Below are 24,923 nucleotides of genomic sequence, written 5' to 3'. Positions count from 1 at the left end.
CTTTCGTTGCGCGGCCCCATCTTCGGAAGGAGGGCGTCATGCCGGACACCTGGGCCACTGTGGCCGACGTTCTCACCTACGCCAAGGTCACGGTCGACCAAGACGAGGTGCTGTCGGCGCAGGCCGTGATCGACACTTACGTCGGCCGATTGCCGGTGGACGCCGACCGGATCGGCGCCCGGGACCAGTACTGGTTGAAGCTCGCCATCGCCTACCAGGCCGCGTGGCAGCTCGCGCAGCCTGACCAGTTCGAGCGGCAGGACATCACGTCCACCGGTGGCGGGCAGTCGACGCAGGGCACCGAGACCTGGCTGACTCTGGCCCCGCACGCGGCGCAGGCGCTGCGGCGCGTGTCCTGGCTCGGCTCCGGCTCACTGCACGTCCGGGCCCCGGGCGAGACCTCGGACGGGCCGCGCGAGGTCTACGGCGATGACGACGGCGATCCTGGCACCTGGCGGACAATCTGATGTGGGCACGGGCGACGTGCCGGGCATCGATCTACCGGGGCACCACGCCGTCGGACTTCGGCGATCCGGTGCCGAACAACCTCACTCCGGCGGCCAGCGGTGTCCTCGCCGCGATCGAGGAGCGCGACTCCCGGGTCTGGGACCCGGCGACGCAGACCGCGCGTGTGGTCCGCGTCGCGAAGGCCGCGCTTCCGTCCACGACGGACATCCTCACCGGCGACCGGCTCAAGGACGACACGCACGGCGTGCTGTACCTGGTCCAGAACGTCACGCGCCCACGCGCGGCAGGCCGTGTCCCGGACGTGCAACTGGACCTCAAACGGGTCGGCGACGACGGGGGGTGAGCCGTGGCGGAGTACCGCGAGGCCCCGGACTGGCGGGAGCAGATCACCACCGACGTCCGCGACCTGTTCGGCCGCCTGATCGGCGAAGTCCTCGACGACGCGAAGCGCCTGGTTCCAGTGGATACCGGGCACCTGCGGGAATCGCTGTCGGCTGAGATCAACGGTGACACCGCCCGGATCGGCTCGGAGCTGAACTACGCCTTGTACGTCGAGGAAGGCCACCGGGTCGCGTACGCCGGGCCGGACGGCGAGACCGTCTTCACCGGCGACGTGGTGCCGCCGCAGCCCTACCTGCGTCCGGCGCTCTACCGACGGCGGGGTGCGTGATGACAGCCCCGTTCCTGTACGCCTCGGACGAGGCGGTGACGCTGGCCTGGCTGGCGCAACTGGTCGGGTTCTCGGCCGGGATGGTCGGGGAGACGCTTCCGCGCGACACCAGCGCCTGGGCGGTATCGGGGTTCGTGACCGTGGCGGTGGCCGGCGGTTCGACGGTGCCGGAGTTCCGGCTGGAGTCGCCGGTGATGGACGTGCGCGGGTGGGCGACCACACCAGGTACGGACGCGCCACCGTGGAACAAGGCGCGCAACCTCGCGCTGAGCGTGCAGGCGGGAACCTACCGGCGGGAGCCGTGGTTCGTGCCGCTGACCGCGTGCAGTGAGAACGCCGTCGTGAAGACGGCCTACGTCCTCGGGAAGCCGAGGCGGGCGTATGGCGACTTCGGCGACTACGCCGTGTACGCCCTGGACCTGGTTCTGAACTGGGTTCCGGTCGCCAAGAGCACCCCGTGAGGGGACTGACCACCAACCTTTCGGGCCATAAGGCCCTCAGTCCTCTTTGGAGTGATCATGGCCGACACTTTTGGCCTCCAGCCGGGAAACCTGGTGATGGGGCCTGCCCGGCTCTACATCTATCGTTTCGCTTTCGACCCGACGCTGTCCTACGAGCCCGCGCTGGCGGACATCAACATCGCCCCGGCCGCGTCGGCCTGGTACGACACGGGCATCACGCTCGGCGGCACGAACGTCAGCATCAGTCCGACGTGGACGCCGCTCACCGGTGACCAGCTCGTCGACAAGCTCGGCGCGAGGCTGACCGACCGCGACATCAAGGCGACGGTGAACTTCGCCGAGATGACGCGGACGAACCTCGCCTACGCGTGGAACATGACCGCGGGCCCGACCGGTTCGAACTACCGGGTGTCGGACCTCAACGCCGGGCAGACCGCGAACCGCGCGCCGTACCGGACGCTGCTGGTCGACGGTCTCGGCCCGGACGTCGAGGACGGCTCGGTGTCGCTGAAGCGGCGTGCGATTTTGCGGAAGTCGCTGCCCTCGGGCGACACCGCGCTCAACTGGGAGAAGGCGAACCAGCAGGCGCTGGCCGCCGAGTTCCAGGCGTTCTTCGTCACCGAGGCCATCAGCCCGATCCGGGTCATCGACGAAGAAGAAGTCTGATCCACCCCCAAGACGCAGCCTCGTTCCGCGCGCACCTGACGGCGTGCGGGGCGGGGCTGCCCCCACTTTTCCTTGTCCTGTCAGGAGGACCGTGTCATGGCCGCATCCGCCCCGCGCAAGACGACCACCCGCAAGACCGCACCGCGTAAGAGCACGCCCCCGAAGCCGAAGGCCGATCTCGGTGTCGTGCTCGACGACGCCGAAGCGCAGGCCGAAATCGACGCTCTGATCGCCGACCGGGAACCGCTGTTCACCATCGACGGCGTCACGTACACGATCCCGAAGCGGGTCCCGCCGTCGTGGTCGTTGCAGGCGTACAGGATCGCCGTGGAACAGGGCAGCGCGGCGTCGCTGCATTTCGCGGCGGAGAAGCTGCTTACCCCGGAGGCGTGGAACGCGCTGGTCGAGTGCGAGACCGTCACCGAGTCCAAGATGCGCACCGTGCTTGACGCGCTGGTGGACCGGATTCTGCCGGAAGTGGTGCTCGGCCCAAAAGCGTGATGGACGCCTGGCACGCGCGGCTGTCGGCGGTGGGCTGGTTCTTCGCCCACATCGAGGACGTGCTCAGCGACATGTCCGTGTTCCACCGTGTCGACGAGCTGGACCAGCTGCCCGCGTCGGTGTTCCTGCCGCGCATGGTCCGCCTGGCGCTCTACGACGGCGCCGTGCGCCACGCCCTGCACCGCGACGCCGAGCGGCCCGCAATGCCCGCGCCGCAAGCAGAAACCCGGGCCGCTGACGCGCCGCCGGAGCCGGTGCGTGCGCACACCGCCGACGAGCTGAAGGCGCTGAACAAGACCCGCGAATACGGGCCACTGGGCGTGAACCAAGCCGGGGTCTTCGACTTCGGCTGACCGGGGAGGGGGCACGCGGTGACCGCACCTGGTGGCGACTTCAAACTGGCAGGCGCTTACGTCGAAGTCCGGTTGAAGGACGAAACGTCCGGCGACGAGAAGCGCATCCGGGCGAAGATCGAGGGCGAGAAGCCTGTTTCGCTCGACACGGCGTTGAAGGACCCGAAGAACACCCGCCTGATCAAGGAGAAGATCGAGCGGGAGACGAAGCCGGTTCTGCGGCCGGAAGTCGACGAGAAGTCCACGCGCGACTCCGCGCGTAAGGCGGGCAAGGGCGCCGAGGACGAGCTGAGCCGTTCGGCGCGGCGTGCCAACGCGCAGTTCGACGCCTTGAAGTTCCTCGGCTTATCGGTCGGATTGCCCACTGCCGCAGCGGTTGGCGCGGCCGGGGCGACGGCGTCGCTCGCGCTGGTGGCCGGCGGATTCGCCGCACTCGGCGTGTACGCGGCCTCGTCCTCGGACCAGGTGCAGGCGGCTGCCAAACGCATGGCCAACGGCGTCCTCGACGACGTGAACAGCATGGGCAGCGCGCTCGAAGACGACATCGTCGGGGCGCTGGGGCACGCCGGGCAGGCGTGGGACCGGCTGGCGCCGCAGGTCCACAGCGCGGTGAACGCCTCCAAGCCCGCTGTGCGCGAGCTGACGGGTTCGGTGACAGACTTCGCCGAGAACGCGATGCCCGGGATGGTCACCGCGGTCAAGGCCTCGGAACCGGCCCTCAAGGGCTTGCACAGCCTCGCCTCACAGGCAGGCACCGGGCTCGGCCTGTTCTTCGCGAACGCCGCACAGGGCAGCGAAGGCGCGCAGCGTGGGTTCGTCGTGCTCGGCTCGACGGTCGCCTTGCTGGAAGCGCGGCTCGGGACGCTGTTCGCGAACCTCGCACGCGGAAGCTCGGGCCCGCTGTCGTCGCTATATGTCCTGGTCGATCAGGCCACGGGCGCGCTGAACGACATGACCGCGCAGGGTTCGGCGGCGATCGGGTTCCTCGGCGGCTTCACCAACACCGGTGTCGGTGCGGTGTCGATGCTGCGGCTGCTCGTTTCGCTGCTGTCGATGCTGCCGCCGGGGATCGGTCAGTTCGCCGGATCACTGACTGCGGCGGCGATGATCGCGAACCGGTTCGGTGTGGACGTCGGCGCCGGGTTCCGGGGCATCGGGGACCAGGTCCGCAACGCGCAGGGCGCGGGGAACAAGTTCACGACCTTCCTCGGCGGCCTGGCGGGCGGGTTCACCCCGGCCACCCTGGCGGTGGGTGCGTTCGGGCTGCTGCTCTCGATCCTCGGGCAGAAGCAGGCCGAAGCTGCCGAGCGTGCCGCGCGGCACACGCAGGCGGTCAACGACATGACCGAGGCGTACCGCCGCGACAACGGCGTCATCGGGGAGAACGTCCGGCAGACCGCATTGAAAGCGTTGGCGGACAAGGGCGCGTTCCACTCGAACGAGCGGCTGGGCGTGTCGATGGGCACCGTGTCGGCGGCTGGCTTCGGCCAGGCGGACGCGCTCAAGACCGTCAACGACAGCTTCCGTGGCTACCTGACCAACCTCGTCCAGTCCCACCAGGTCGGTGGCGACGTGCTGGACATGGTCCTGCGCCAGGCGGACGCCTACGTGAAGGAAGGCGGATCGGCAGAGGACACCGTCGACGCGATGACCGCGCGGCGCATGGCGTCGCTGGAGTTGTCGGACGCCGAAGAGGCGCAGCTGGTCTCGACGTTGAAGAACGTCCGCGCGATCAACGAGCAGGCCGGGGCGTCCGCCGAGGGTGCCCGCAAGGCGGCCGAGCTGGAAGCCGGGCTACGCAAGATCGAATCCATCGCCGCACGGGGCATGTCCCCGGCGATGTACGCGGCGAAGGCCGCGTCGGCGGATCTGGAGGCCGCGTTCGAGACGCTGAACCAGACCGGCGGAGACGTGGCAGCCAAGGGCCAGGCGATCATCGACGTGATGCTGCGGCTCTCCGGCCAGACCCCGAGCGTCGAGGAAGCGTTGCAGGCGTGGAACGACGGGCTGCGCGGCATCGGGGAATCCTTCAAGGGAGCCAACATCCCGGGCCATGCGAAGGATCTGGTCGACGCGTCCGGCGCGATCAACACCGTGTCCGACGCGGGGTCGAAGCTCCAGGACACCGTGCAGAAGGGAGCGACCGACTTCGCCGCGTACGCCCAGTCCCTCAAGGACGCGGGCACGCCGGTGGAAGAGATCAAGGGCAAGCTCACCGGCATGCGCGGCGAGTTCGCCGCGCAGCTGAAGCAACTCGGCCTGAACGACACCCAGATCGGGAAGATCCTCGATCACTACGGGATGTTGCCGGACAAGGTGATCACGCAACTGGGCCTCGAAGGTGACGCCGAGACCCAGCGGCAGCTGACGGACATCCGGTCACAGCTCGCCGCTGTGCCGGACAACAAGGGCATCGCGGTCAAGGCGCTGACCGACCCGGCGATCCGTGCGCTCGGCGAGCTGGACATGAAGGTCGTGAAGCTGCCGGACGGAACGTTCCGGGTCTTCGCCGACACCGAACCCGGTAAGGCGGCGGCGGCCAAGCTGCTCAACGACGTCGGGAACAGTGACGCGACCGCCACCGTGTTCGCCAACACGAATCCGGCGGACAGTGCGGTGACGAACTGGAAGAACGTCACCACGGCCACAGTCGGCAACACGACCACCTACACGAGCACCGACCCGGCCACCGGAGCGGTACGGCAGTGGAAGGCCACTACGGACGCGACGGGCGCCATCACCCGGACGTTCTCCGACATCAACCCGGCCACAGGAGCGGTGCGGGTCTGGAAGCAGCAGGCCGACGGTACATGGGCTGAAGCCCATGCCCGTGCAGATGTGGCGGCGGCCGAGGCAGCGCTCAACCATGCCGCGCGAGACCGGACTGCCTACATCCGCACCATCACCGTCGGTACGCCAGGCGGTGGCGGGGGCGGCAGCCTGAACGGGCCGAGGGTCCCGAACGCGCAGGGCAACATCCTGAAGTTCTTCGCGGGCGGTGGTTTCGAGGGCCTGACCCCGATGTCGTCAATGGCGCAGATCGTGCCGCCGAACACGTGGCGCGTCGTCGGGGACAACATGCGCGTGCCCGAGTCCTACATCCCGCTCGATCCGCGCTCGGCGCGATCGCAGCGGCTGCTGGACGAGACGAACGCGCGCATGGGCCGCACACCGGTGGCCGGCGGCGGGGTGACCAACCACATCACCGTGCACACCGCCGCGATGGAGCCCTACGCCGTAGCCGCGGCGGTCTCGGCGGAACTCGGCTGGGCCATGAGGGGAGGCTGATGTGCCTACCTCGGTGATCCTGCCGGTGTACTCGATCGGCGACTGGTCGGCCAATGTGGACGACGACTTCGGCTGCCGGTGGGTAGTCACGGCGCAGACGCTCCACAGCGGTCCGGGCCGCAAGCTGCATGTGACGGAGCGGCCGTTCGGGATGGGCGCGTACCGCGCGCGCTCGTACCTAACGGCGCGCTCCGACACCTTGCAGGGCTGGTGCCAAGCACCGGACTTCGCGGGAGCGGTAGCGGCACGGGACCGGCTGCTCGGCATGTTCCCGGACGGTGCGCAGCTCGCGCTCGTGAAGTCCGATGGGCTTTCGGCGCGGCAACTGCTGGTCGAGCTGGACGCGGACGCGGTGAAGCTCGATGGCTGGGCGGACGCACAGGGGTTCGACTGGCAGCTGCCGCTCTACGCCGCCGATCCGCGCTGGCTCGACACGTCCGTGCAGACGGCCGGGCCGTTCACCGTCGGCGGCGCGGCGACCGACGGCCTCGACTGGGGTAGCGGTGGCCTGGACTGGGCGAACGGTGGCCTGGACTGGGGGAGCAGCGGGAACGGCGGCGTGCTGTCGCTGAGCAATCTCGGCACCGCGCCGACGTGGCCGGTCTTCACCATCGTCGGACCGCTGACGAACCCGACGTTCACCAACCCAGCGACCGGCGACGTGATCGCCTACACCGGCACCGTCGAGGCCGGACAGACGCTGGTGATCGACACCAGCCCGTTCACCCGCTCCGTCGCGCTCAACGGCGTCGACCGCTTCGGGTTCCTCGCCTCGGCCCAGTGGATCGAGATCCCGCCCGGCGGGCAGGTGACCGTCCAGTTCTCCGGCACCGGCGCGGGAACCGTCACCGCCACCTGGCAGTACGCCTACAACTGAGAGGGGGCCCGATGCCCACCAACGCGGCAGCGACCGGCTTCTGGTCCGCGATGCCCGGCGGCTCGCGCGCCAACAACGCCCGCCAGGGACGTGCCCTGCTCCAGGGCGTCTACCAGAACAACGACACGACCCCGATGAACGGCACGCGCTCCGGCGTCGTGCCGACAACCTGGGACGCGGCGAACTCCCGCTTCACCGACCTGCTGGTGACGGTCACGTCCGGGCTGACGATGAGCGTGGCGCCCGGCTCGGCCGTAGCGCACCGGTCTGGTCAAGGCCCGTACGAGGGCTGGCTTCTCGCGGCGGCGTCGGTGACGTGCGATCCCGCACCCGCCACGAATCCGCGCAACGACCTGATCGTCATGCGCTGGTACGACTCGGCGGTGGGCGACACGTCGCCGGACGGCAACCCGTGCCGGATCGAGATCATCACCGGCACGCCAGGCGCTGTGCCCGTCGACCCGATCACGGCGAACAGCCTCGGCGTCTACACGAGCTTTCCCACCACGGGCGGCGGGATCGGTATCCCGCTCGCGCGAGCGCAGGTGTCCACCGGCGGCGTGATCACACTGACCCGGCTGCGCCGCTCGGTCGGCGTCATCGGCGCGACCCGCGCGCTGATGGAAGGCGACAGCGACACCGCGGGCAACGTCGGCGACACCCGCTACAACCCCGCCACCGACACGTTCGAGGTGCGCGACAGCGCGGGGAACTGGCAGCGAGTGGCGTTCGGCGACAGCGTTCCGCGCGGCAAGGTGGCTTACGGGACTTCGTCGACCGGCTCGCCCGCCAACATCACGACCAGCGACTTGATGCAGGCCGAGGTGGCCACAGGTTCCGTGGTGTCCGGTCGGCGATACCGGATCAGCCACATCCGTTCCGAGGCTGGCGGGAACATCCTGACCAACACCTACCGGGTGCAGGCTGGCGGATCGATCACGCTGGGCGGATCGACGGTCGTCAAGCCGACGACCGACACGACACCCGGGTCATACAGGACATCGACGAGGTTCGTGTTCTGGGTCGCGACTTTCACTGGCACGGCAACGTTCGGGCTGTCGAGCAGGGTCAATACCGGCACTAACACAGTGGATGGTGCGGTCGTGCGCGAGGTGCTCGTGGAAGACATCGGGGTGTGATGTGGCCACTGTCGCCGAGCGCGTGTACACCGCGCTGGCCTACGACACGGTCACCGGCCGCGTCCTGTTCGACCTGGACCTGACCGCCGAGCCGGAGTGGTCCGCCCGGATCAACGACGTCGGCGGCTGGAAGATCACCGTGCCGCTGCACGGTCAGGAACGCACGGCGAAGGTACGGGAGTGGTGCGTGCCGTGGCGGTTCTCCGTCGCGATCGTGCGCGGGGGCGGCGTTCCGAGTGACACGGTGTGCCAGGCCGGGCCGATCATCCCGTACGCGCCGGACGACGACAGGCCCATGCATACGGTGTCCGGCAAGGGTTTCTGGGAACTACTGAACCGCAGGTTGCTGCACCACAGGACGTGGAACCCGGGCGCGAAGCGAATCACGGACGCCTCGGCCGACCTGACGATCAACGACAGCCTGCCGAACATCGCCCGGGGGATTGCCGACCACGCCACGTCGATGACGTATCGGGCGGGCTCGGCGCTGCCGCTGGATCTGCCGACGCCGACACCTCTCGGCACGAGCACCCGCACCTATCACGGCTACGAGATGGCGTTCGCCGGTCAGCGACTCCAAGAACTGACGCAGGTTGACGGCGGTCCGGATGTTCTGTTCCAGCCGTACCTGACGGTGATCGGCGGGCTCCGCTACATCCGGCACCGGATGGTCATCGGGAATCCATACCTCGTGCAGCCGGGCGTGCCGCTGCTGTTCGACTACCGGTCGAACCTGGTGAAACTCACCATCGCCGGTGACGGCTCGAACCAGGCGAACAGCTCCTTCGTCAAGGGCACCGGGAACGAGGCCGGTCAGCTCTACGGCTACGCCACCGACACGTCGCTGACTTCGGCGGGATGGCCGATGCTGGACATGGTCGACTCCGGCCACACCTCGGCATCCGAACAGGCCACATTGGACGGATGGGCCTCCGCCGATGTGGCGCTGTACAACTCGCAACCCGAGCAGTGGCAGGCCACAGTGCTGGCCGACACGGAACCGCGGGTCGGCTCGTACCTGCCCGGCCACTTCGCCGACTACTCGGTGAAAGACCACCACTGGCTGCGCAATGGCAAGTACTCCTACCGCATTCTTGGCGTGTCGAATGCCTCCGAGCGGGACAAGGTGCTGCACCAGCTCCAAGCGGTGAGGGGGTCCTGAGTGGTCGCCAACCAGCCGATCGAGCGCCCGAAGTCGCAGGACTTTCTCGTCAACGAGCTGCGTGAGCTGCGGAGAATCGTCGAGGAGTACACGAGAGCGTCGAAGTTCCCGTTCGTCGTCTCGCACGGTGGTGTCGTCGACTTCGCCGTGGTGCCTCGCGCTGGGGCAGACAGCGCGGTGGTGCAGGTCTTCGATGGCACCGGAAAGCTGGTGCTCGGCTCGGACGCGGATGTGGGTTACGGGCTCGCGCAGCCGTTCATCCAGGTGCCGATGTACCCGACGAACCCCGGCCTGATCTTCAACAGCGGTGGTTCGTTCGTCTCCTATTACACCGGGCAGGCGCAGCAGCTCAACAGCTGCTTTCTCGCCCAGTGGCGCATGAACAACTCGTGGGGCGGTGCGGGAGCGGCCTCGGTCGTCGAGAGCTACGTGAAGATCACCGACTCGGTGACCGGGTGGGACTGGACCAGCCCGACCGTCACGTCCCCGGCATCCACGACGACCGCGCCCGGTGTCCTGACCACGTGCGGTCCGTACGCCGTGCAGGTGCCTGACACATCGATCGGCAACTTCATCGGCGTCGACATCTTCTCGCGCCTTGTGTCCGGTGGCGCCAGCTCGGCCGTCGCGGTCACACCCGTCTCGATGCTGGGCACGTCGAAAGCGTTCGCGTCGCCCTGGCTCGTCTGAATCTGAAAGGGGGTGACTCGTGATCACGAGCACCCGAAATCCGTTCGAGACGCTGATCGTCGCGGCGTTCGGCCTGTACTGCGCGGTGGCGCTGTCGATGTTCGAGAAGGTCGCCACCACGACCTTGCGCGGCTATCCGTTGCCATTCGGACATGTCTTCCTCGCCATCGGGCTCATCACGTGTTCGATCGCGCTGACCGGGATCATCCGCGCCGCCACCGTGCGCGGCGTGCTGCTCGAACGCGCCGGGCTCACCGGTTTGGCCGGCGTCGGTTTCGCCTACGCCTGCTGGGGCCTCGGCACGACCGGCGTGCGGGCACTGGCGTTCTGCCTGTTCCTGCTCGCGATGGCCATCGCCGCGGCGTGGAGGGCGTGGCAGATCTCCTGCGCGAGAAAGGCGGCGCTGCGATGACCGATGTGTGGACCTGGCTGGGCGGCTCCGGAGGCGCGCTCGCTGTCGCGAAGGCCATCTTCGATCTCGTCAAGAGCCGGGCCGACGCACGCAAAGTCAACGCCGACAGTGCGGCCGTGCTCATCCAGACGGCCGCCGAGTCCAATAAGGACTTGGGTGAAGACCTGAAGGAGGTCCGAACCGAACTTCGCGAGGTCCGCGCCACGCAGCGCCGTCACGACGACGTGCTGCGCGTGCATCACCGCTGGGACGAGCAGGTCGTGGACCAGCTTCGTCAGCTCGGCGGCACGATCGTCGACCCGCCGCCGCTCTATCTGCCGGAGGTGCCGTGATGGCGCAGTGGCCTTTCCCTTGGTACATGGCCGAATCGCTGGAGGTTCTCCGGCGGCAGCTGAACGCGCTGGCGCCGGGCCGGAGTACCGCGAGCGACGGCGGTATCGGGGACGCGGCCCACACCGCACGCGTGTCGGACCACAACCCGAACTCCTACAAGCGGAGCGACGGCGCTCGCCAGGTGTGTGCCCGGGACTTCACGCACGATCCCGGGGACCTCGACTGCCAGTGGCTGGCGGACCAGCTCATCGCGTCCAGTGCCGTCCGGATCAAGTACGTGATCTGGAACGGCCGAATCTGGACGCCCGGCGTGGGGTGGAAGCCCTACACCGGCGACAACCCGCACACCAAGCACCTTCACCTGAGCGTGAGGGCGGGCGAGACCGGCGACGACGACCAGGCGTGGAACCTCGGAGGAACACCGGACCAGGAGGACGAATTGACTCCCGACGAAAAGCTCATGCTCAAGCGGATCTACGGCCAGCTCACGGGAACCGAGGACGTCAAGGCCGGATTCCCCGGCTTCTCGTCCAAGAAGTACCCGCACATCAAGCTCACGCCGGTCGACTTCCTACGCGAGTCGAACAAGGACGCCATCGACTTCAAACAGGAACACGACAACCGATTCGCCGCGATCGAGAAGGCACAGGCCGAACTGGCGGCGAAGCTCGACCGCGTTCTGACCGCGATCGCGGCCAAGGCGTGAAGCCGATCCAAGAAGGGAGCCCGCCCATGAGCGAGCAGGAGTATTACCCCAGCGCCCAGTTCAACCCCGCCCACCCGGACAACGCCGCGTGGGCGAACGGCCCGAAGCCGCTGGACATGCCCGCCGAGGCGGGTATCGTCGAGCAGTTCAAGGGCGACGAGGCTGCCTTGGCGAACGCCCCGGCCGAAGCTGAGATCGTCGCCGCCTACGGCGAGCCCGAAGGCAGCGAGAAGCCGAAGACGTCCCGGAAGCGCTGACAGACAGCAAAGGCCCCACTCTCCATGCGGAGGGTGGGGCCTTTCGCTGTGTCTGAAGGCCGCTACGGCCTGGTCAGTTCGCGTCGACCGATGTCGGTGAGCATGTAGTACGGCAAACGGTCAGGGGAGGACTCGTCGAATCCGTCGGCGACCCACCCGAGGTTATGCAGCTTATCCAGCAACGCGGACAGCCGTTGACCGGTGAGGTTCGCCGCACGTCGGAGGTCCCCGCTGTGGAAACGGGCTTCGGGCTCCCCTTCGAGGAATACTGCCGTCAGCCTGCGCATTTCTCGGGCAGTCCGCATGGCTTGATTCTAGACCTCGTCGTCGTGTTCTGGTGGGGCTGGCGGCCAGCTGAACCGGGCCGAGCGATAGGCGGCACCCGGATGGGTCGGCCCGGTCGGCTGTTTCGGTGGATGACTCCCCGCGCTACCGAAGGCCGTGTTTCCGATCTGGCCCCCGACAAGGCAGCTACGCCGGTCGCGCCGTCGTTTCTTAGGCACGCTGGCTCCTAGTCCGGGGGCGGGAACTTCGGCGCTGGGGGCACGGGCGGTGGGCGGTTGTCCGCGGGCTTTGTGGGACGGTCCTTGCCCGGTCCCGGTTGTGAAGGGCTTGGCCCTGCGGGGTTACGTGGCATCGGCTCTACCTGGCCCTTTCTGGGTTGTAGGTGAAGGCCGGGGCGGGATGGGGCCCGCCCCCGGCGCCCGCCGCGGGTGCATTCCCCAGACGCGGCGGGAGAGCCGGGAGCAGGTCGCCGCGCGCCGCTCCCGGCTGCCCGCCGTCCTCTGTCACCAGGACGGCGGGGGTTTGGAACCTGGTCGGCGCGCAGGGGAGGACCCTCGCGCCGACCAGGCGACCCGACGCCACGCGAGTAAGAGGGGGCGCGGCGCCGGGTGGACTAGGTCGGTGGTGCTGGTGACGCCCCGAGTCCGAGCGGTTTGGAGGGCGGTTCCTCGCCGTCGAGCTCGTTCGCGCGGTGAGCGAGCGCGGCGCCGATCTTCACGAGATCCCGGCCGAGTTTCCGGAGTCCGGCCGCGTAGTGCTCGTCCGAGGGCTGCAAGGTCAAGAGGTCTAGCGTGACCTTGCCGATGTCGGTGTTGACCCGCGCCAAACCGGCGAGAAGGTCGAGGTCACGCCTGTCCACGGCGCACCCCTTCGCCGCGTGCTACCGCGTTCGCGTCGAGTAGAAGCCCGCCGCACCGAGTGCATCGAATGGCCGCTGACGGTGCCGCGATCCGGTCCTCACCGATGGCGGTCCGCTCGTGCCCGAGTGGGTCCCGGCGCACTTCCTCGCACCACGCAAGCAGCATCGGAGGCCAACAGAGGTCCGGGGCCAGCTGCACGCGGCGATACAAGTGCGCTTCGGTCCCGGCGAAGAGGCGCCATTCGTACCCGGCCGCCGCCGACACCGACGCCTGCCGCGGCTGCGGCACGCACTGCCGGCGAGTTGCACCGGAGTGCCCGCGGTGTTGTCGACTTCGCGGGACAGCTGTCCTCATGCTGGTCACTCCCGTCGTGTTCTGGCTGGTTAGAGCCATCCCGAAACCCCGTGGAGTGACGCTACGATCACTAGTGATTACAAAGAACGGACCGTGAGTACGGGTGCGGTTCGACAGAAAACGTCCAGATCGGGAGCGACCGTGAGCGGAGCACCGGCAACACTGACTGGGAGTCAGGGTTCCCGTTCAACGGGCATCGTGACTGGCTACGTGCTCAAGCTCGCGCGCCAGTCCGCAGGACTTACCCAAGAACGCCTCGCCGAACGGCTCGGAGTCGACAGCAGCACGATTCAGGGGTGGGAGTCGGGGCGGCGTCCGCTGTCCGCGATGTCCGCCGGAGAGTTCGTCCGGTTGTGCGCCCGGTTGTCCCGGCTCGGCGCGCCGTCGTCAACCGGCCGACATCTGCGCGCGGCGATCGAAGCCGATCTAGTCCTCTCGACCGGGATTTCGGCCGGCGCCGATTGGGTCGATCCCGAGGTACATCCGCTGGCGGCGAGCGTGCACCGCAAGACGCTGACGAACCTGATCACGTGGCCGTTTACTGGGCACTTGCCGCCGGAGTTGGAGGTCTTCACGCCGAAAGTGCCCCGTCGTGGACCTGTCGCGTCCGGGCCCATGATGGGTGCCGATGAGCGAACCCGGTTCTTCGACCACCTGCTGACCGTCGCGGAACGCGGCATTCACGCCGAGGAAGCGCTGCTGCGGCGACAAGCGGTGTATCTTCTCGGCTTCGACCAGCGCGAGCAGGTGGCAGAGTGGCTGCGCGGTGAATGGGCAAAGGCCGGTCGCCGCCCGATCGCAGACGGCGATGTGACCAGCTTGCTCGAAGCTCGCTCGGCGTCCGTCGCCCTTGCCTCGACCGGCGACGGTTCGCACTTGCACGACTTTGTCACGCGCGCCAACGGGACGCGTGCGGAACTCGCGAACCTCAACTACTGGGCGCACTGGATCGGCGAACTCCACGACGACCAGACCGACGACTCCTTCATGGCCGACGACGACAGCATGGCGTGGTCTGGTGTGCGGCTGCTCCACCACCTCGTGAGCCGCCTCGACCCGGCCCTACCGCACTTACCGCTCAACCTGCACACCGTGCACACCCTCGTGGCCAGTCGTCCCGCTCTGCTGACGACAAGTCCTGCCGCTCGTACCGCACTTGCCGGGGCGCTGGAGGTGGTCACCTCCGCCGATACGCTGACCCGCGACGGACGTGACCAGGTTGCCGGTCTTCACTACGCTCTGCGCCTCGCCGATCGATAGGAGAGCCTCACATGCCAGACGAGCCCACCGCACTCGCCGCGTTCACCTACGAACTCGGGTTGCTCAAACGCATCCGTCGCGCGGGATGGTGGCACGCTGGCGTTCGCGATCCTGAGTCGATCGCGGAACACAGCTTGCGAACGGCACAGATCGCGGCGCTGCTCGCCGCCGAGGAAGGCGCGAACCCGGAACGCGCCGCTTTCCTCGCGCTCTGGCACGACACGCAGGAGACCCGAACCGGGGACATCCCGCACACGGCGGCCAAGTACATGAACAAGCCCGAGCCGCGAGAGATCACGGCCGACCAGACAGCAGCCCTGCCCGACGTCTCCCGCGACCTGGTCCGGACTGCGGTGGACGAGTACGAGACCAGGGAGACCATCGAAGCGAAGTGCGCGAAGGACGCCGACAAGCTTGAGATGCTGTTCCAAGCCGTCGAGTACCGGGATACCGGGGTCGAGCGCGTCGCCGGTTGGATCGACTCCGGCAGCAAAGGACTCTCGACCGAGACCGCTCGACGCATCGCAGAGGCGGCCGCGACGCTATCCCCACTGGCCTGGCGGGACCGCTGAGTAGCCCGTCTCACGCCTGCTGGGTGACTGCAACCTTCGTGGCCCTGTACGCGAGAAAGTCCCTGGCGTTGTCGGTTCGCGCGGGGACTTTCTCGCGTCAGGTCTACTGCTTCGGCGCGTACGACGGCGTCCACTGTGCGCCGTCCCACCACTGCATCTGGCCTGCCTGATTCGGGGACGGGTACCAGCCCGGTGCGGGCGCCGCAGGAGCTTCGGGCAGTTGAGCGGGTTCCACTTGCTGCTTCGGGCTCAGGCCCCAGTTCGCTCGCATCTGATCGCCGAAGCTGAGCGGCTTCGCCTGCTCAACACCGGCCGCTGCGGCCTGTGCTCTGGCGAGTTCTGTCTGCTCGCGCAACTCCTTCAACTGGGCCTTGGCGCTACGCTGCTTCTTCGACGAACCGCGAACAAGGCCGCCTGTGCTGATCATCAATGACTTGCGTATGACGCCCATGGGTCAGGGCCTTCCTGCTCGGTGATCGTGTACAGGGGTCGCAGTGGCAGGCGCGGTTGTTACAGGCTCACGTGGTGCTTGCTTCACATAGATGTGTCACATTCCGTCACAGTCAAACGCTCAAGGAGCGCTCAACGCTCGCCCTCGCCTGCGCGTATGGGGCTGAGCGTGAGCGTTGAGCGCTCGATGAGCTGATTACTCAGCGTGGACCCACTTCCCCCGGCCCTCGCGCCGCGCCCGCCCCTCGGTCTCTAGCTCGGCGAGCAGCCGCCGCATCGTCGAGTCGGCGAAACCGGTGGCTTCACGTAGCTGTGCCGGGCTCGCCGGTGCCGCGCTCAGCAGCTCGGCGACCTGGTCGCGCTTGCTGGCCATGCGCTGCACCGGCACCGTCGGCATGACCGGCGGCACCACGTCCTCCCGCTCGATCCGCTCCGCCTCCGCGTGTACCGGTCCGCCGTCGGCACCGAGCAGCCGCGCCGCCGACCCGCCATCCAGCAGCCGGGCGCCGGACAGCCCGGCGAGGAACCGCGCTCGCTCCGCCGGGGTCACGAAGAACCCCTTCGACTGACGCGGGACATCGTGTTCCTGGTCGTGCAGAAGGAAAACGCCCGTCGGCAGCCCCACGGACGTGTATCCGCGGCCGCGTAGCTCGCCCCACGATGTCTTCGACTGCTGCGAGTCCAGCCGGAACCCGGCCATCCCGAGCTGGGCGCGCAGTTCCGTCGATCCCATGTCGGTCTTCGTCGAGTTCTGCGCCGCCAGCACGAGCGTCGTCTTCGTCTTCCGTGCCCGCTTCGCGATCCGGCCCACCAGCTTCACCACCTGCTCGCCACCCTCGGCGACCAGATCGGGGAACTCTTCCAGGATCGCGACCAGCCACGGCATCTCCGGCGAAACCTCCAGGACGTCCGGCCCGCCGCCACCGGCCGCACGCTTGCCGTCGGCCAGAAGGCCCTCGCGGTACTGCACGACCTGCTCCAGCCCGACCAGCAGCCGGACGGCATCCTCGGTCGTCGTCGCCAGCGGCGCCGCTAGCGCGGACTCCCAGGCGCCGAGCGTGGCCCCCGCCGCCATGTCCGCCCCGATGACAGCGGCGTCCACACTGGACAGCAGCCACACCAGCAGCGACTCCAGGAATGCCGACTTCCCCGAGCCGTTCTGTCCGACCACGGCCAGGTGCCGCAGTTGGAACAGCTGGTCCCGGCCGTCGTCGAGCACACCCATCGGCAGCAGCGACGACTCGGCCAGCGAGTGCGGGCGCGGGTTCGCGATCAGCGGGTGCTCGATCCGCGCCTGCCACGGGTCGCGCGGCAGGATGCGCACCGCCACCTGCCGCTCGGTGCGGCCGGGGGAGATGGTGACCGCGCCCTTGCGCAGGTTGAAGACCGAGCCGACCGCCGGGGCGCGGTAGGCGACGTCCTCGATCGTCTTCCCCGAGGCCAGCTTCACCGCGAGCACGGTGCCGCCCTTCGTCCCGGCGATGGTCTCCACCCCGGTCGGCAGCACCTTCGAGCCCCTGAACGACAGCACGTCCTCGGTGACGACCGGCCAGCGGCGGGCGAACCGGTTGCCCCTGCCCGTGCGCCGGATACGGCGGTGCCACCACCAAGGCGCGGCCAGGAACAGGAACAGCAGCCCGCCCAGTTGCCAGATGCCTGTCGTGGAGAGTCCGCGCGCGCCCAGGATCGCTATCCAGCCGCCGCCGACCGCGAGCAGCACAGCGAGGTATGCGCGCTCGACCTCCCGGTCCAGGACGCCTTTGCGTCCCTCGTCGAAGCCGTCCGGCACGAAGAACGCCAGGACCCGCTGGAGAGGCTGGGCGAACCGGGCGCCCCAGACGTGGACCGCGACGCCGGCCACCGGGCCGACGATGGCGGGCACCAGCCACCAGGCGCCCGGCACCAGGAACAGCACCAGCCCGGCGATGGTGAGCCCGGCGGCCACCCAGACCGGCGCCAGGGCGGCCCGGTGACGCCAGGCGCGCCGCACCAGCCACCCGGCGAACCACCTGGCGGCTTTCCCGATCAGCGACCGCCGCCGGGTGCGGTACCGGCGGCTCACCGGGCGTCCTGGCGAACGACCGCCAGCCGGGCGGGCGGCGCATGGCGAAGCTCGGCAAGCACCTGGCGGACCTCGTGCTCGCTGGCGTCGAGCTGGCGGGCGATGGCGACGCGACCAGGTGGGCGCTGACCCGCGGCTTCGGCCTCCGCCAGCATGTCGGCCACCCGAGTGTGCAGCGGGAGCACATCCTGGTGAGGGTTTTCGCTGGTCACCAGGTTTTCACCAGGCTCCTGGTGAGCGTCACCAGCCTCCTGGTGCGGCTCCCGGCAGGCTGGTGGCTCCTCGCCAGGTGCCTCGGTCTGGCTGGCGTCGACCTGGCGGACGAGCGACATCACCAGCTCGAAGGCGAGCGCGAACGCCAGCGGCGGCCACGCAGCCACCAAGCGACTCGCCAGATCCGGACCGGCCGCCGCCACGTTCGCCACCAGCGACACCAGGATGCCGACCACGACCGCCAGCCACGCCAGCCACGGCGCCCGGCCACCATCGCGGCGGGCGCGCAGGATCGCCAGGCTGGCGACCACCAGGAGACCGTCGACCGACAACGGGCTCAGCCAGGACAGCCAGTCCTCGCCGTGCTTCGCCGCCAGCGTGCGCATGTGCGTGTACGAGGCAACGGCGGCCACCAACGCGACCAGCCCACCGAAGGCGATGCCGCTCGTGCGGTAACCGTTCACGCGGACCTCACCCGGCAGGCGAGGGTGTGCGTGTTCTCCAGCGGCACCGGTTCGGACTGGGTGATGACCCGCCCGTCGAAGGTGACCGTGCAGCTGGCCGCATCGTCGCCGATCGGCGCGGCCACGTACACGACGAGGTCGAGCTGGCCGGACGATTTCCCGGTGCTGAAGCGCGCCTCGTCGCGCCCGCTGGCCGGGAGATCGATCGGGCCGGTGTCGCCGAAGACCTCGCCGAGCACCCGGAACTGAGTGCCGGGCGCGCCGGTGATCGAGATGACGACTTCGTGCCGGGGCGCGGGCGGCGGTGCGGCGGTGCTCGACGCGTCCGTCGGCTGTGGGACGGCGCGGCTGGAGACGGTGAGCGCGCCGGACGCCCACAGCGCCAGCAACGCCAGGACGACGATGAGGGCGACGAGACCGAGGAGAGCAGCGACGACGGCTGCCGCCCGCTTCATCGGGCATCCCCCGCCCGGTTGGCGAGCGCGACCACGACGCGGCCGACGAGCCAGCCGACGCCCATACCCGCGACGATGCCGCCGAGCGCGGCGAGCGCGGGTAGTACTCCGAGGAAGACCAGCACGATTACCGCTACGGCGCTGACCAGCACCGTGATCGGCGTGACGTGCCACATGAACCCTGACATTCAAGCTCCCGGGGTCGGGGTCCGTCAGGTCTCATGTGCCTGACGAACATTGTCAGGTGGGAACGTGGCGATCGTCTGCGGCTCGATCCTTCTCCTGCTGAGGGTGCTCCGGGTCGGGCCGCGGACGTCCGCCGCCGCGGCCGCCGCGGGGCTCGCCGGGTTCGTGGTCCTCGCCGGGCCCGCACCCAGCGTGCTCCGCGCCGGGGTGATGGGGGCGGTCGGGCTGCTGGCGCTGGCCTTGGGGCGCCGGGGTTCGGCGCTGCCCGCGCTGGCGTTCGCGGTCGCCGGACTCGTCGTGGCCGACCCGGCCATGGCCGCGGACTTCGGGTTCGCGCTTTCGGTGCTGGCGACGGCCGGGCTCGTCCTGCTGGCACCGCGGTGGGCCGAGTGGCTGGTCGGACGCGGAGTTCCGGCAGGCTACGCCGAGGGGCTGACCATCCCGCTGGCCGCGTTCGTGGTGACGACGCCGGTCATCGCGGGCATGGCGGGATCGGTCAGTCTCGTCTCGGTGGTGACCAATGTGCTCGCCGCGCCGGTGGTCGCCCCGGCCACCGTGTTCGGCGTGCTCGCCACCGTCGTCGGACCGTGGTGGCCGTCGGCGGGCAGACTGCTGGTCCGACTGACCGAACCCGAGGCGAGCTGGCTCATCACCGTGGCCCGCCACGGCGCCCGGGCGCCGGGTGCGGTCGTGGACTGGCCGGATGGCTGGTGGGGTGGGCTGTTGGCGGCCGGCCTGCTCGTCGTGGTGCTCGTCGTCGTCCGGCTGCGCCACGCCAGGATCTTGCTGGCGGTCGCGCTGGCCGCCGGTCTGCTCGTCTTCGTACCGGTGCGGGTGCTGGCACCGGCCTGGCCACCGGTGTCCTGGAGCGCTGTCGCCTGCGACGTCGGACAGGGAGATGCCGTGGCCCTCGCCACGGGCGAGCCGGGCAGAGCGGTCCTGGTCGACACCGGGCCGGAACCGGGGCCGGTCGATGAATGCCTGAGCAGGCTGGGCGTGGATCGCGTTCCGCTGATCGTGCTGAGTCATCTGCACGCCGACCACATCGGCGGCCTCGAATCCGTCTTCGAGGGCCGGTCGGTCGGTGCGGTCGCCGTCGGCCCGGGCCGGGCTCCCGCCTGGGCGTGGCAGCAGGTCGCGGACGAGACCGCACGCCGCGGGATTCCCTTGCTGGAACTGGGGATCGGGCAACGGCTGGACTGGCCGGGGCTGTCGCTGGACGTACTGGGGCCGCGGTATGTCACGCGGCGATCGGTCCTCGAACAGGACGGCACGGTGATCAACAACGGTTCGGTCGTCCTGCGCGCCGGAACCCCGGCGGGCAGGCTACTGCTGACGGGCGACGTCGAGCTCGCCGCGCAGGCCGACCTGATGGCCGAGGGTGCCGATCTGCAGGCCGAGATCCTGAAAGTCCCGCATCACGGAAGCCGTTACACGGCACCGGACTTCCTCAACGCCGTCGCGCCGAGGGTGGCGTTGGTGAGTGTCGGAGCCGGAAACACCTACGGCCATCCGAACAAGTCCACTTTGGACAATCTGGCCGCGGTCGGGGCGTCGATCGCCAGAACGGACAAGGACGGCGACACCGCGGTCGTCGCGGACGCACGGGGACTTGCCTTGCTGCGCCGGGGTGAGCCCCGCGGCCCGCCTCGTTCTTGAGGCGGGCCGGGCGGGGAACTCAGATGCCGAGCGCTTCGCGGACCGCGTCGGCCGAGGCGCCGACGGTGGCCTTCGGACCGATCTTGCCCTCGACGGCGTCGAGGGTCTTGAGGCCGTCACCGGTGATCAGCAGGACGATCTCCTCGTCCGGGTTGAGCTTGCCGGTCTCGATGAGCTTCTTGGCCGTCGCGACGGTGACCCCGCCGGCGGTCTCGGTGAAGACGCCCTCGGTGCGGGCGAGCAGCCGGATGCCCTCGACGACCTCTTCGTCGGTGACGTCTTCGATCGCGCCGCCGGTGCGGTTGACCACATCGAGGACGTAGGGGCCGTCGGCCGGGTTACCGATCGCCAGCGACCGGGCGATCGTGTCCGGCTTGACCGGCTGGACGACGTCGTGGCCCGCGCGGAAGGCCGCCGAGACAGGGGAGCAGCCGGTGGCCTGCGCGCCGAACACCTTGTACGGCGTCTCGTCGACGAGGCCGAGCTGCCCGAACTCGCGGAAACCCTTGTCCACCTTGGTGAGCTGGGAACCGGAGGCGATCGGCACCACGATCTGGGAGGGCAGCCGCCAGCCGAGCTGTTCGGCGACCTCGAACGCCAGCGTCTTGGAGCCTTCGGAGTAGTAGGGCCGGACGTTCACGTTGACGAACGCCCAGCTCTCCTGCTCGGCGGCGAGCTGGGTGGCGAGCCGGTTCACGTCGTCGTAGTTGCCGTCGACCGCGATCAGGTCGCCGTCGTACACGGCGGTGGTGAGGATCTTCGCGCGCTCGAGGGTTTTCGGGATCAGCACGACCGACCGCCAGCCGGCGCGGGCCGCGGCGGCGGCGACGGCGTTGGCCAGGTTGCCGGTCGACGGACAGGCGAGTACGTCGAAGCCGAATTCGCGGGCGGCGGCCAGCGCGACGGCGACCACACGGTCCTTGAACGAGTGCGTGGGGTTGCCGGTGTCGTCCTTGACCCAGACCTTCTTGACACCCAAGGCTTTCGCGAGCCTGTCGGCCTGGATGAGCCGGGTGGCGCCGGGTTCGGTGTTGGGGATCTCTTCGACGTTCGACGGAACGGGAAGGAGTTTCTTGTAGCGCCAGATGTTCTTCGGCCCGGCCTCGATGTCCTCGCGGCGCACGCGGCCGAAGTCGTAGGCGACTTCGAGCGGCGAGAAGTCCTCGGCGGAAACGAATTCGGGGGCGAGCGGCTGCCGGTGTCCCTCTTCCTTCGACACCAGTTCGACGGCCGGTCCGAGATCCGGGGTCTTGGTGGTGGAGGTCGTGCCGAGGGTTGCGGTCATCGCGAGGTCCTTTCCTCATCTGCCCCGCCGTGGCGGGCCGGAATTGGCACCGTGTTCGTCAGCTATCCCGCGATCGCGGAATGACAGGCTGACGCCGGTTGCCGGGGCTTCGTCGGGCCGTTCCCTCTGCCCCTCTGGATGAGCGGTATTCGATTGTCGGCACGCGTGTCATCGCGTCGCCTCGCCAACACCGTACGACATGAGCCTCAGGTGGGGCCACCGTGCCCGGAACACATCACCGGACAAAGCACACGAGAGGACGAGTGGCAGGATCGTCACCGTGACGACGCAAGCTTCCGCCCCATCGCCGCTGGTCCTGGTTCTCGGTGAGGAAGAGCTGCTGATCGAACGCGCGGTCCGCGGCGCTTCGGACGCGGCCAAAGCCGCCGATCCGACGGCGGATCTCACCCGGATCCGGGTGTCGGACCTCACAGTCCCGGCGCTAGCGGAGATGGTCAGCCCTTCGCTGTTCGCCGAAGGCAGGGTGATCGTCCTCGAATCGGCACAGGACATTTCACAGGAGCTCGCCGACGGGGTGATGGCCTACGTCAAGGCGCCCGCCGACGGCATCGTGCTCGTCGTGGTGCACAGCGGAGGCGGTCGGAGCAAGGCCGCGAAGGCGCTCCCCGCCGCCTTGAAGAAGGCGGGGGCGGAGGTCGTCGAATGCCCGAAGCTGACCAAGGCCGCTGAGCGGGAATCCTTTGTCCGCAACGAGGTCCGCCGGGTCGGCGGGAAGATCGACGGGGCGGCCGTGCTCGCGCTGATCGACGCGGTCGGCTCGGATCTGCGTGAGTTGTCGTCGGCCGCGACCCAGCTCGTCGCGGACGCGGGCGGAACGGTCGACGAGCAGGCGGTCCGCCGCTACCACCGGGGCCGCGCGGACGTGAACGGATTCGCCGTCGCCGAAAAGGCCGTCGCCGGTGACAAGGCCGCGGCGCTCGAGTCGCTGCGCTGGGCGATGCAACTGGGCGTGCCGCACGTGCTGGTCGCCGACGCTCTTGCCGACGCGGTCCGGACGATCGCGCGGGTGTCCGGCGCCGGTCGCGGGAATCCGAACCAGATGGCGGGCGAACTGGGGATGCCGCCGTGGAAGGTACGCAAGGCGCAGGGGCAGGCCCGCGGCTGGGGTCAGGACGGTCTCGCCACCGCGATGCGGGTGGTCGCCCGGCTCAACGCCGAGGTCAAGGGGGTCGCGGCCAACCCGGAGTACGCGTTGGAACGCGCCGTGCTCGAGGTCGTCGACGCCCACGGCACAAGCCGCTGAACATGGCGAAGGGCCCCAGCGACGCGAGTCGCCGGGGCCCTTCGAAAGCCGATCAGAGAGAGTTCGCGCGCTTCGCGAGCGCGGACTTCTTGTTGGCGGCCTGGTTGGCGTGGAGAACGCCCTTGGTCACAGCCTTGTCCAGCTTCTTGGCGGCGTCCCTTTGCAGCTCCAGGGCCTTGGCCTTGTCGCCGGCGTCGGCGGCCTCGCGGAACTTGCGGATCGCGGTCTTCACCGAGGACCGGATCGCCTGGTTGCGCTGACGCGCCTTCTCGTTGGTGGTGATGCGCTTGATCTGCGACTTGATGTTGGCCACGGGGGCGCTCCTCTTGAATCTCTCGGTGGTTTCGCCGCCGCGCTGTGACTGGCCCTGCATGCTCGTGAGAGCGGCGCGGGTTTCCTCCATGACGGAATGCCACACGACGGTGAAAGGCAAGCTTAACAGCCGCCCCGGGGCCGCTCACGGCCGCCTGGGAGGGGTGATTGCGGTACGGTGAAGATCGTAGTGCCTAGGGTTCCGCCGCCTGCCCGTTCAGGGAAACACACAATCAGGGCAGAGGGGACAGGTCCGAGCGGCACCATCGGCGGGGCCGGAAGCGCCGCCGTTCATCTGACGGGACAAAAGCCTGGAGGACCGGTGTTTTCCGCATGCGCGGAAAACGGGAAGGTCCGTCGTGAACGCCACCGCTTTGTCCCTGGTCGTCATCGCCGCCGTCATCCACGCGGGCTGGAATCTGGCAGCCAAGCGGATCCGCCGTGGCGGAGCCCGGTTCGTCTGGGCCTACTACAGCTTCTCCGCGATCCTTCTCGTGCCCGTCATGGCCGTCTCGCTGGCGGTGGAGCCGCAACGTCCACAGTGGACCTGGCTGTTCGCCGCCGTGGTCACGGCGGTGTTCCACGTCACCTACGGGATCGTCCTCCAACGGGGTTACGCCGTCGGCGATCTGTCCGTCGTCTATCCCGTCGCCCGCGGTACCGGGCCGCTGCTCTCGGTGCTCGCGGCCGTCGTGCTGCTCGGCGAGCGGCCAGGGGTGCTCGGCCTGATCGGCGCGTTCCTCGTGATCGCCGGGGTGCTGGTCATCGGCACCGGCCGCGCGCCGGCGCATGCCGACGCCGCCGATCGCGTCGCTCGCCGCAAAGGCGTGGCCTACGGACTGCTGACCGGGGTCACGATCGCCGCTTACACACTGTGGGACGCGCATTCGGTCACCGGCCTCGGTGTCCCGCCGATCATCTATTTCGGAACCGGTGCGATCGTGCAGAGCCTGCTCATGGCGCCGTACGCGCTGAAGGACCGCGAGGAGGTCGCTTGGCTGTGGCGCGAGCACAAGCGTGAAATCCTCATCGTCGGCCTGCTGTCACCGGTCGCCTACCTGCTGGTCCTCTACGCCCTCCAGATCGCCCCGGTGAGCCTCGTCGCACCCGCGCGGGAGCTCAGCATCGTCCTGGGCGGTCTCGCCGCCTGGCTGGTCCTGGGGGAGGCGAACGCCGTCCGCAGGCTGGCCGGGTCGGCGGTGGTGCTGGCCGGGATCACCGCGATTGCGATGGCCTGAACCCATCCGGTAGGGATGGGT

The 24,923-nt window shown here is 69.0% G+C and carries 29 protein-coding genes, 1 pseudogene and 1 riboswitch; of the genes and pseudogenes, 21 read left to right on the top strand and 9 right to left on the bottom strand.

The features are described 5' to 3' along the window. Positions 1 to 38: 38 nt before the first annotated feature. The 16 genes from ACIHAO_RS29095 to ACIHAO_RS29020 all read left to right on the top strand — a co-directional run bounded on the left by ACIHAO_RS29095 (position 39) and on the right by ACIHAO_RS29020 (position 11,983). Positions 39 to 467, top strand: a complete 429-nt coding sequence (locus tag ACIHAO_RS29095; protein ID WP_396563097.1) for a hypothetical protein — start codon at positions 39 to 41, stop codon at positions 465 to 467. Continuing rightward, positions 467 to 811 carry a hypothetical protein gene (locus ACIHAO_RS29090; RefSeq protein WP_396563095.1) on the top strand — a complete coding sequence of 115 codons (345 nt, stop codon included), beginning with the start codon at positions 467 to 469 and terminating at the stop codon, positions 809 to 811. The genes ACIHAO_RS29095 and ACIHAO_RS29090 overlap by 1 nt, the downstream gene beginning before the upstream one ends. A 3-nt stretch (positions 812 to 814) precedes the next feature. Beyond that, positions 815 to 1,138, top strand: a complete 324-nt coding sequence (locus ACIHAO_RS29085; protein ID WP_396563093.1) for an HK97 gp10 family phage protein — start codon at positions 815 to 817, stop codon at positions 1,136 to 1,138. Beyond that, entirely contained in the window at positions 1,138 to 1,599 is a 462-nt protein-coding gene (locus tag ACIHAO_RS29080; protein ID WP_396563091.1) for a hypothetical protein, read from the top strand. The genes ACIHAO_RS29085 and ACIHAO_RS29080 overlap by 1 nt, the downstream gene beginning before the upstream one ends. A gap of 57 nt (positions 1,600 to 1,656) precedes the next feature. After that, positions 1,657 to 2,265: a hypothetical protein gene (locus tag ACIHAO_RS29075; protein WP_396563089.1), complete on the top strand. Its 609-nt coding sequence runs from the start codon at positions 1,657 to 1,659 to the stop codon at positions 2,263 to 2,265. 96 nt (positions 2,266 to 2,361) lie between these two features. Beyond that, complete coding sequence (locus tag ACIHAO_RS29070) at positions 2,362 to 2,766, top strand: hypothetical protein (protein WP_396563087.1); 405 nt, start codon at positions 2,362 to 2,364, stop codon at positions 2,764 to 2,766. Beyond that, positions 2,766 to 3,119 carry a hypothetical protein gene (locus ACIHAO_RS29065; RefSeq protein WP_396563085.1) on the top strand — a complete coding sequence of 118 codons (354 nt, stop codon included), beginning with the start codon at positions 2,766 to 2,768 and terminating at the stop codon, positions 3,117 to 3,119. Before ACIHAO_RS29070 ends, ACIHAO_RS29065 begins: the two co-directional genes overlap by 1 nt. Before the next feature lie 18 nt (positions 3,120 to 3,137). Continuing rightward, a complete protein-coding gene (locus tag ACIHAO_RS29060; protein ID WP_396563083.1) occupies positions 3,138 to 6,407 on the top strand; it encodes a hypothetical protein in 3,270 nt (1,089 codons plus the stop codon). A gap of 1 nt (position 6,408) precedes the next feature. Then, positions 6,409 to 7,284, top strand: a complete 876-nt coding sequence (locus tag ACIHAO_RS29055) for a phage distal tail protein (protein WP_396563081.1) — start codon at positions 6,409 to 6,411, stop codon at positions 7,282 to 7,284. Between the two features lie 11 nt (positions 7,285 to 7,295). Continuing rightward, entirely contained in the window at positions 7,296 to 8,423 is a 1,128-nt protein-coding gene (locus ACIHAO_RS29050) for a hypothetical protein (protein ID WP_396563079.1), read from the top strand. Between the two features lies 1 nt (position 8,424). Then, positions 8,425 to 9,585 (top strand): hypothetical protein, encoded by a 1,161-nt coding sequence (locus ACIHAO_RS29045; protein ID WP_396563077.1) that lies wholly within the window; start codon positions 8,425 to 8,427, stop codon positions 9,583 to 9,585. Beyond that, a complete protein-coding gene (locus tag ACIHAO_RS29040; protein ID WP_396563075.1) occupies positions 9,586 to 10,275 on the top strand; it encodes a hypothetical protein in 690 nt (229 codons plus the stop codon). It begins immediately after the preceding gene. A 19-nt stretch (positions 10,276 to 10,294) separates the two neighbouring features. Further along, positions 10,295 to 10,687, top strand: coding sequence for a hypothetical protein (locus tag ACIHAO_RS29035; RefSeq protein ID WP_396563073.1), 393 nt, complete (start codon positions 10,295 to 10,297; stop codon positions 10,685 to 10,687). Further along, positions 10,684 to 11,019 (top strand): hypothetical protein, encoded by a 336-nt coding sequence (locus tag ACIHAO_RS29030; RefSeq protein WP_396563071.1) that lies wholly within the window; start codon positions 10,684 to 10,686, stop codon positions 11,017 to 11,019. Before ACIHAO_RS29035 ends, ACIHAO_RS29030 begins: the two co-directional genes overlap by 4 nt. Next, positions 11,019 to 11,726: a hypothetical protein gene (locus tag ACIHAO_RS29025; RefSeq protein ID WP_396563069.1), complete on the top strand. Its 708-nt coding sequence runs from the start codon at positions 11,019 to 11,021 to the stop codon at positions 11,724 to 11,726. Before ACIHAO_RS29030 ends, ACIHAO_RS29025 begins: the two co-directional genes overlap by 1 nt. Before the next feature lie 26 nt (positions 11,727 to 11,752). Further along, a complete protein-coding gene (locus ACIHAO_RS29020) occupies positions 11,753 to 11,983 on the top strand; it encodes a hypothetical protein (RefSeq protein ID WP_396563067.1) in 231 nt (76 codons plus the stop codon). Positions 11,984 to 12,045: 62 nt separating this feature from the next. Here the strand turns inward: ACIHAO_RS29020 and ACIHAO_RS29015 are convergent, their stop codons facing one another. Both ACIHAO_RS29015 and ACIHAO_RS29010 read right to left on the bottom strand, forming a co-directional pair. Next, positions 12,046 to 12,288 (bottom strand): hypothetical protein, encoded by a 243-nt coding sequence (locus ACIHAO_RS29015; protein WP_396563065.1) that lies wholly within the window; start codon positions 12,286 to 12,288, stop codon positions 12,046 to 12,048. A gap of 593 nt (positions 12,289 to 12,881) precedes the next feature. Further along, positions 12,882 to 13,127 carry a hypothetical protein gene (locus ACIHAO_RS29010; RefSeq protein ID WP_396563063.1) on the bottom strand — a complete coding sequence of 82 codons (246 nt, stop codon included), beginning with the start codon at positions 13,125 to 13,127 and terminating at the stop codon, positions 12,882 to 12,884. Positions 13,128 to 13,680: 553 nt separating this feature from the next. Here ACIHAO_RS29010 and ACIHAO_RS29005 point away from each other — a divergent pair. Together ACIHAO_RS29005 and ACIHAO_RS29000 are read left to right on the top strand one after the other, a co-directional pair. After that, positions 13,681 to 14,742, top strand: a complete 1,062-nt coding sequence (locus tag ACIHAO_RS29005) for a helix-turn-helix domain-containing protein (protein WP_396563061.1) — start codon at positions 13,681 to 13,683, stop codon at positions 14,740 to 14,742. Between the two features lie 11 nt (positions 14,743 to 14,753). Continuing rightward, entirely contained in the window at positions 14,754 to 15,314 is a 561-nt protein-coding gene (locus tag ACIHAO_RS29000) for an HD family hydrolase (RefSeq protein WP_396563059.1), read from the top strand. Between the two features lie 103 nt (positions 15,315 to 15,417). On the opposite strand, the gene ACIHAO_RS28995 is transcribed toward ACIHAO_RS29000, so the two are convergent. From ACIHAO_RS28995 to ACIHAO_RS28975, 5 genes are all read right to left on the bottom strand, one after another. After that, positions 15,418 to 15,741 (bottom strand): DUF2510 domain-containing protein, encoded by a 324-nt coding sequence (locus tag ACIHAO_RS28995; protein ID WP_396563057.1) that lies wholly within the window; start codon positions 15,739 to 15,741, stop codon positions 15,418 to 15,420. Positions 15,742 to 15,960: 219 nt separating this feature from the next. Next, positions 15,961 to 17,826, bottom strand: a complete 1,866-nt coding sequence (locus ACIHAO_RS28990; protein ID WP_396563055.1) for an FtsK/SpoIIIE domain-containing protein — start codon at positions 17,824 to 17,826, stop codon at positions 15,961 to 15,963. Next, positions 17,823 to 18,503 (bottom strand): DUF2637 domain-containing protein, encoded by a 681-nt coding sequence (locus ACIHAO_RS28985; protein ID WP_396563053.1) that lies wholly within the window; start codon positions 18,501 to 18,503, stop codon positions 17,823 to 17,825. The genes ACIHAO_RS28990 and ACIHAO_RS28985 overlap by 4 nt, the downstream gene beginning before the upstream one ends. Then, positions 18,500 to 18,958 (bottom strand): hypothetical protein, encoded by a 459-nt coding sequence (locus ACIHAO_RS28980; protein WP_396563051.1) that lies wholly within the window; start codon positions 18,956 to 18,958, stop codon positions 18,500 to 18,502. Before ACIHAO_RS28980 ends, ACIHAO_RS28985 begins: the two co-directional genes overlap by 4 nt. Further along, positions 18,955 to 19,146, bottom strand: a complete 192-nt coding sequence (locus ACIHAO_RS28975) for a hypothetical protein (protein ID WP_396563049.1) — start codon at positions 19,144 to 19,146, stop codon at positions 18,955 to 18,957. Before ACIHAO_RS28975 ends, ACIHAO_RS28980 begins: the two co-directional genes overlap by 4 nt. A gap of 49 nt (positions 19,147 to 19,195) precedes the next feature. On the opposite strand from ACIHAO_RS28975, the pseudogene ACIHAO_RS28970 reads away from it, so the two are divergent. Continuing rightward, positions 19,196 to 20,803, top strand: a pseudogene (locus ACIHAO_RS28970) (ComEC/Rec2 family competence protein); the annotation flags it as partial. 19 nt (positions 20,804 to 20,822) lie between these two features. Here ACIHAO_RS28970 and thrC read toward each other — a convergent pair. Next, positions 20,823 to 22,088 carry a threonine synthase gene (thrC, locus tag ACIHAO_RS28965; protein WP_396563047.1) on the bottom strand — a complete coding sequence of 422 codons (1,266 nt, stop codon included), beginning with the start codon at positions 22,086 to 22,088 and terminating at the stop codon, positions 20,823 to 20,825. 12 nt (positions 22,089 to 22,100) lie between these two features. Then, a riboswitch (SAM riboswitch) is annotated at positions 22,101 to 22,233 on the bottom strand. A gap of 135 nt (positions 22,234 to 22,368) precedes the next feature. Here thrC and holA point away from each other — a divergent pair. Continuing rightward, positions 22,369 to 23,352: a DNA polymerase III subunit delta gene (gene holA, locus ACIHAO_RS28960; RefSeq protein WP_125785913.1), complete on the top strand. Its 984-nt coding sequence runs from the start codon at positions 22,369 to 22,371 to the stop codon at positions 23,350 to 23,352. A 52-nt stretch (positions 23,353 to 23,404) separates the two neighbouring features. Here holA and rpsT read toward each other — a convergent pair whose 3' ends face one another. Beyond that, positions 23,405 to 23,665 (bottom strand): 30S ribosomal protein S20, encoded by a 261-nt coding sequence (rpsT, locus tag ACIHAO_RS28955; protein ID WP_396563044.1) that lies wholly within the window; start codon positions 23,663 to 23,665, stop codon positions 23,405 to 23,407. A 358-nt stretch (positions 23,666 to 24,023) separates the two neighbouring features. On the opposite strand from rpsT, the gene ACIHAO_RS28950 reads away from it, so the two are divergent. Continuing rightward, the gene (locus ACIHAO_RS28950; RefSeq protein WP_396563042.1) at positions 24,024 to 24,902 is read left to right on the top strand and encodes an EamA family transporter; all 879 of its coding nucleotides are present in this window, start codon (positions 24,024 to 24,026) and stop codon (positions 24,900 to 24,902) included. Positions 24,903 to 24,923 lie beyond the last annotated feature (21 nt).

The organism is Amycolatopsis sp. NPDC052450, from assembly GCF_044547565.1.
In the GTDB taxonomy this organism is placed as follows: domain Bacteria; phylum Actinomycetota; class Actinomycetes; order Mycobacteriales; family Pseudonocardiaceae; genus Amycolatopsis.
This window is presented reverse-complemented; position numbering and strand designations above follow the sequence as displayed.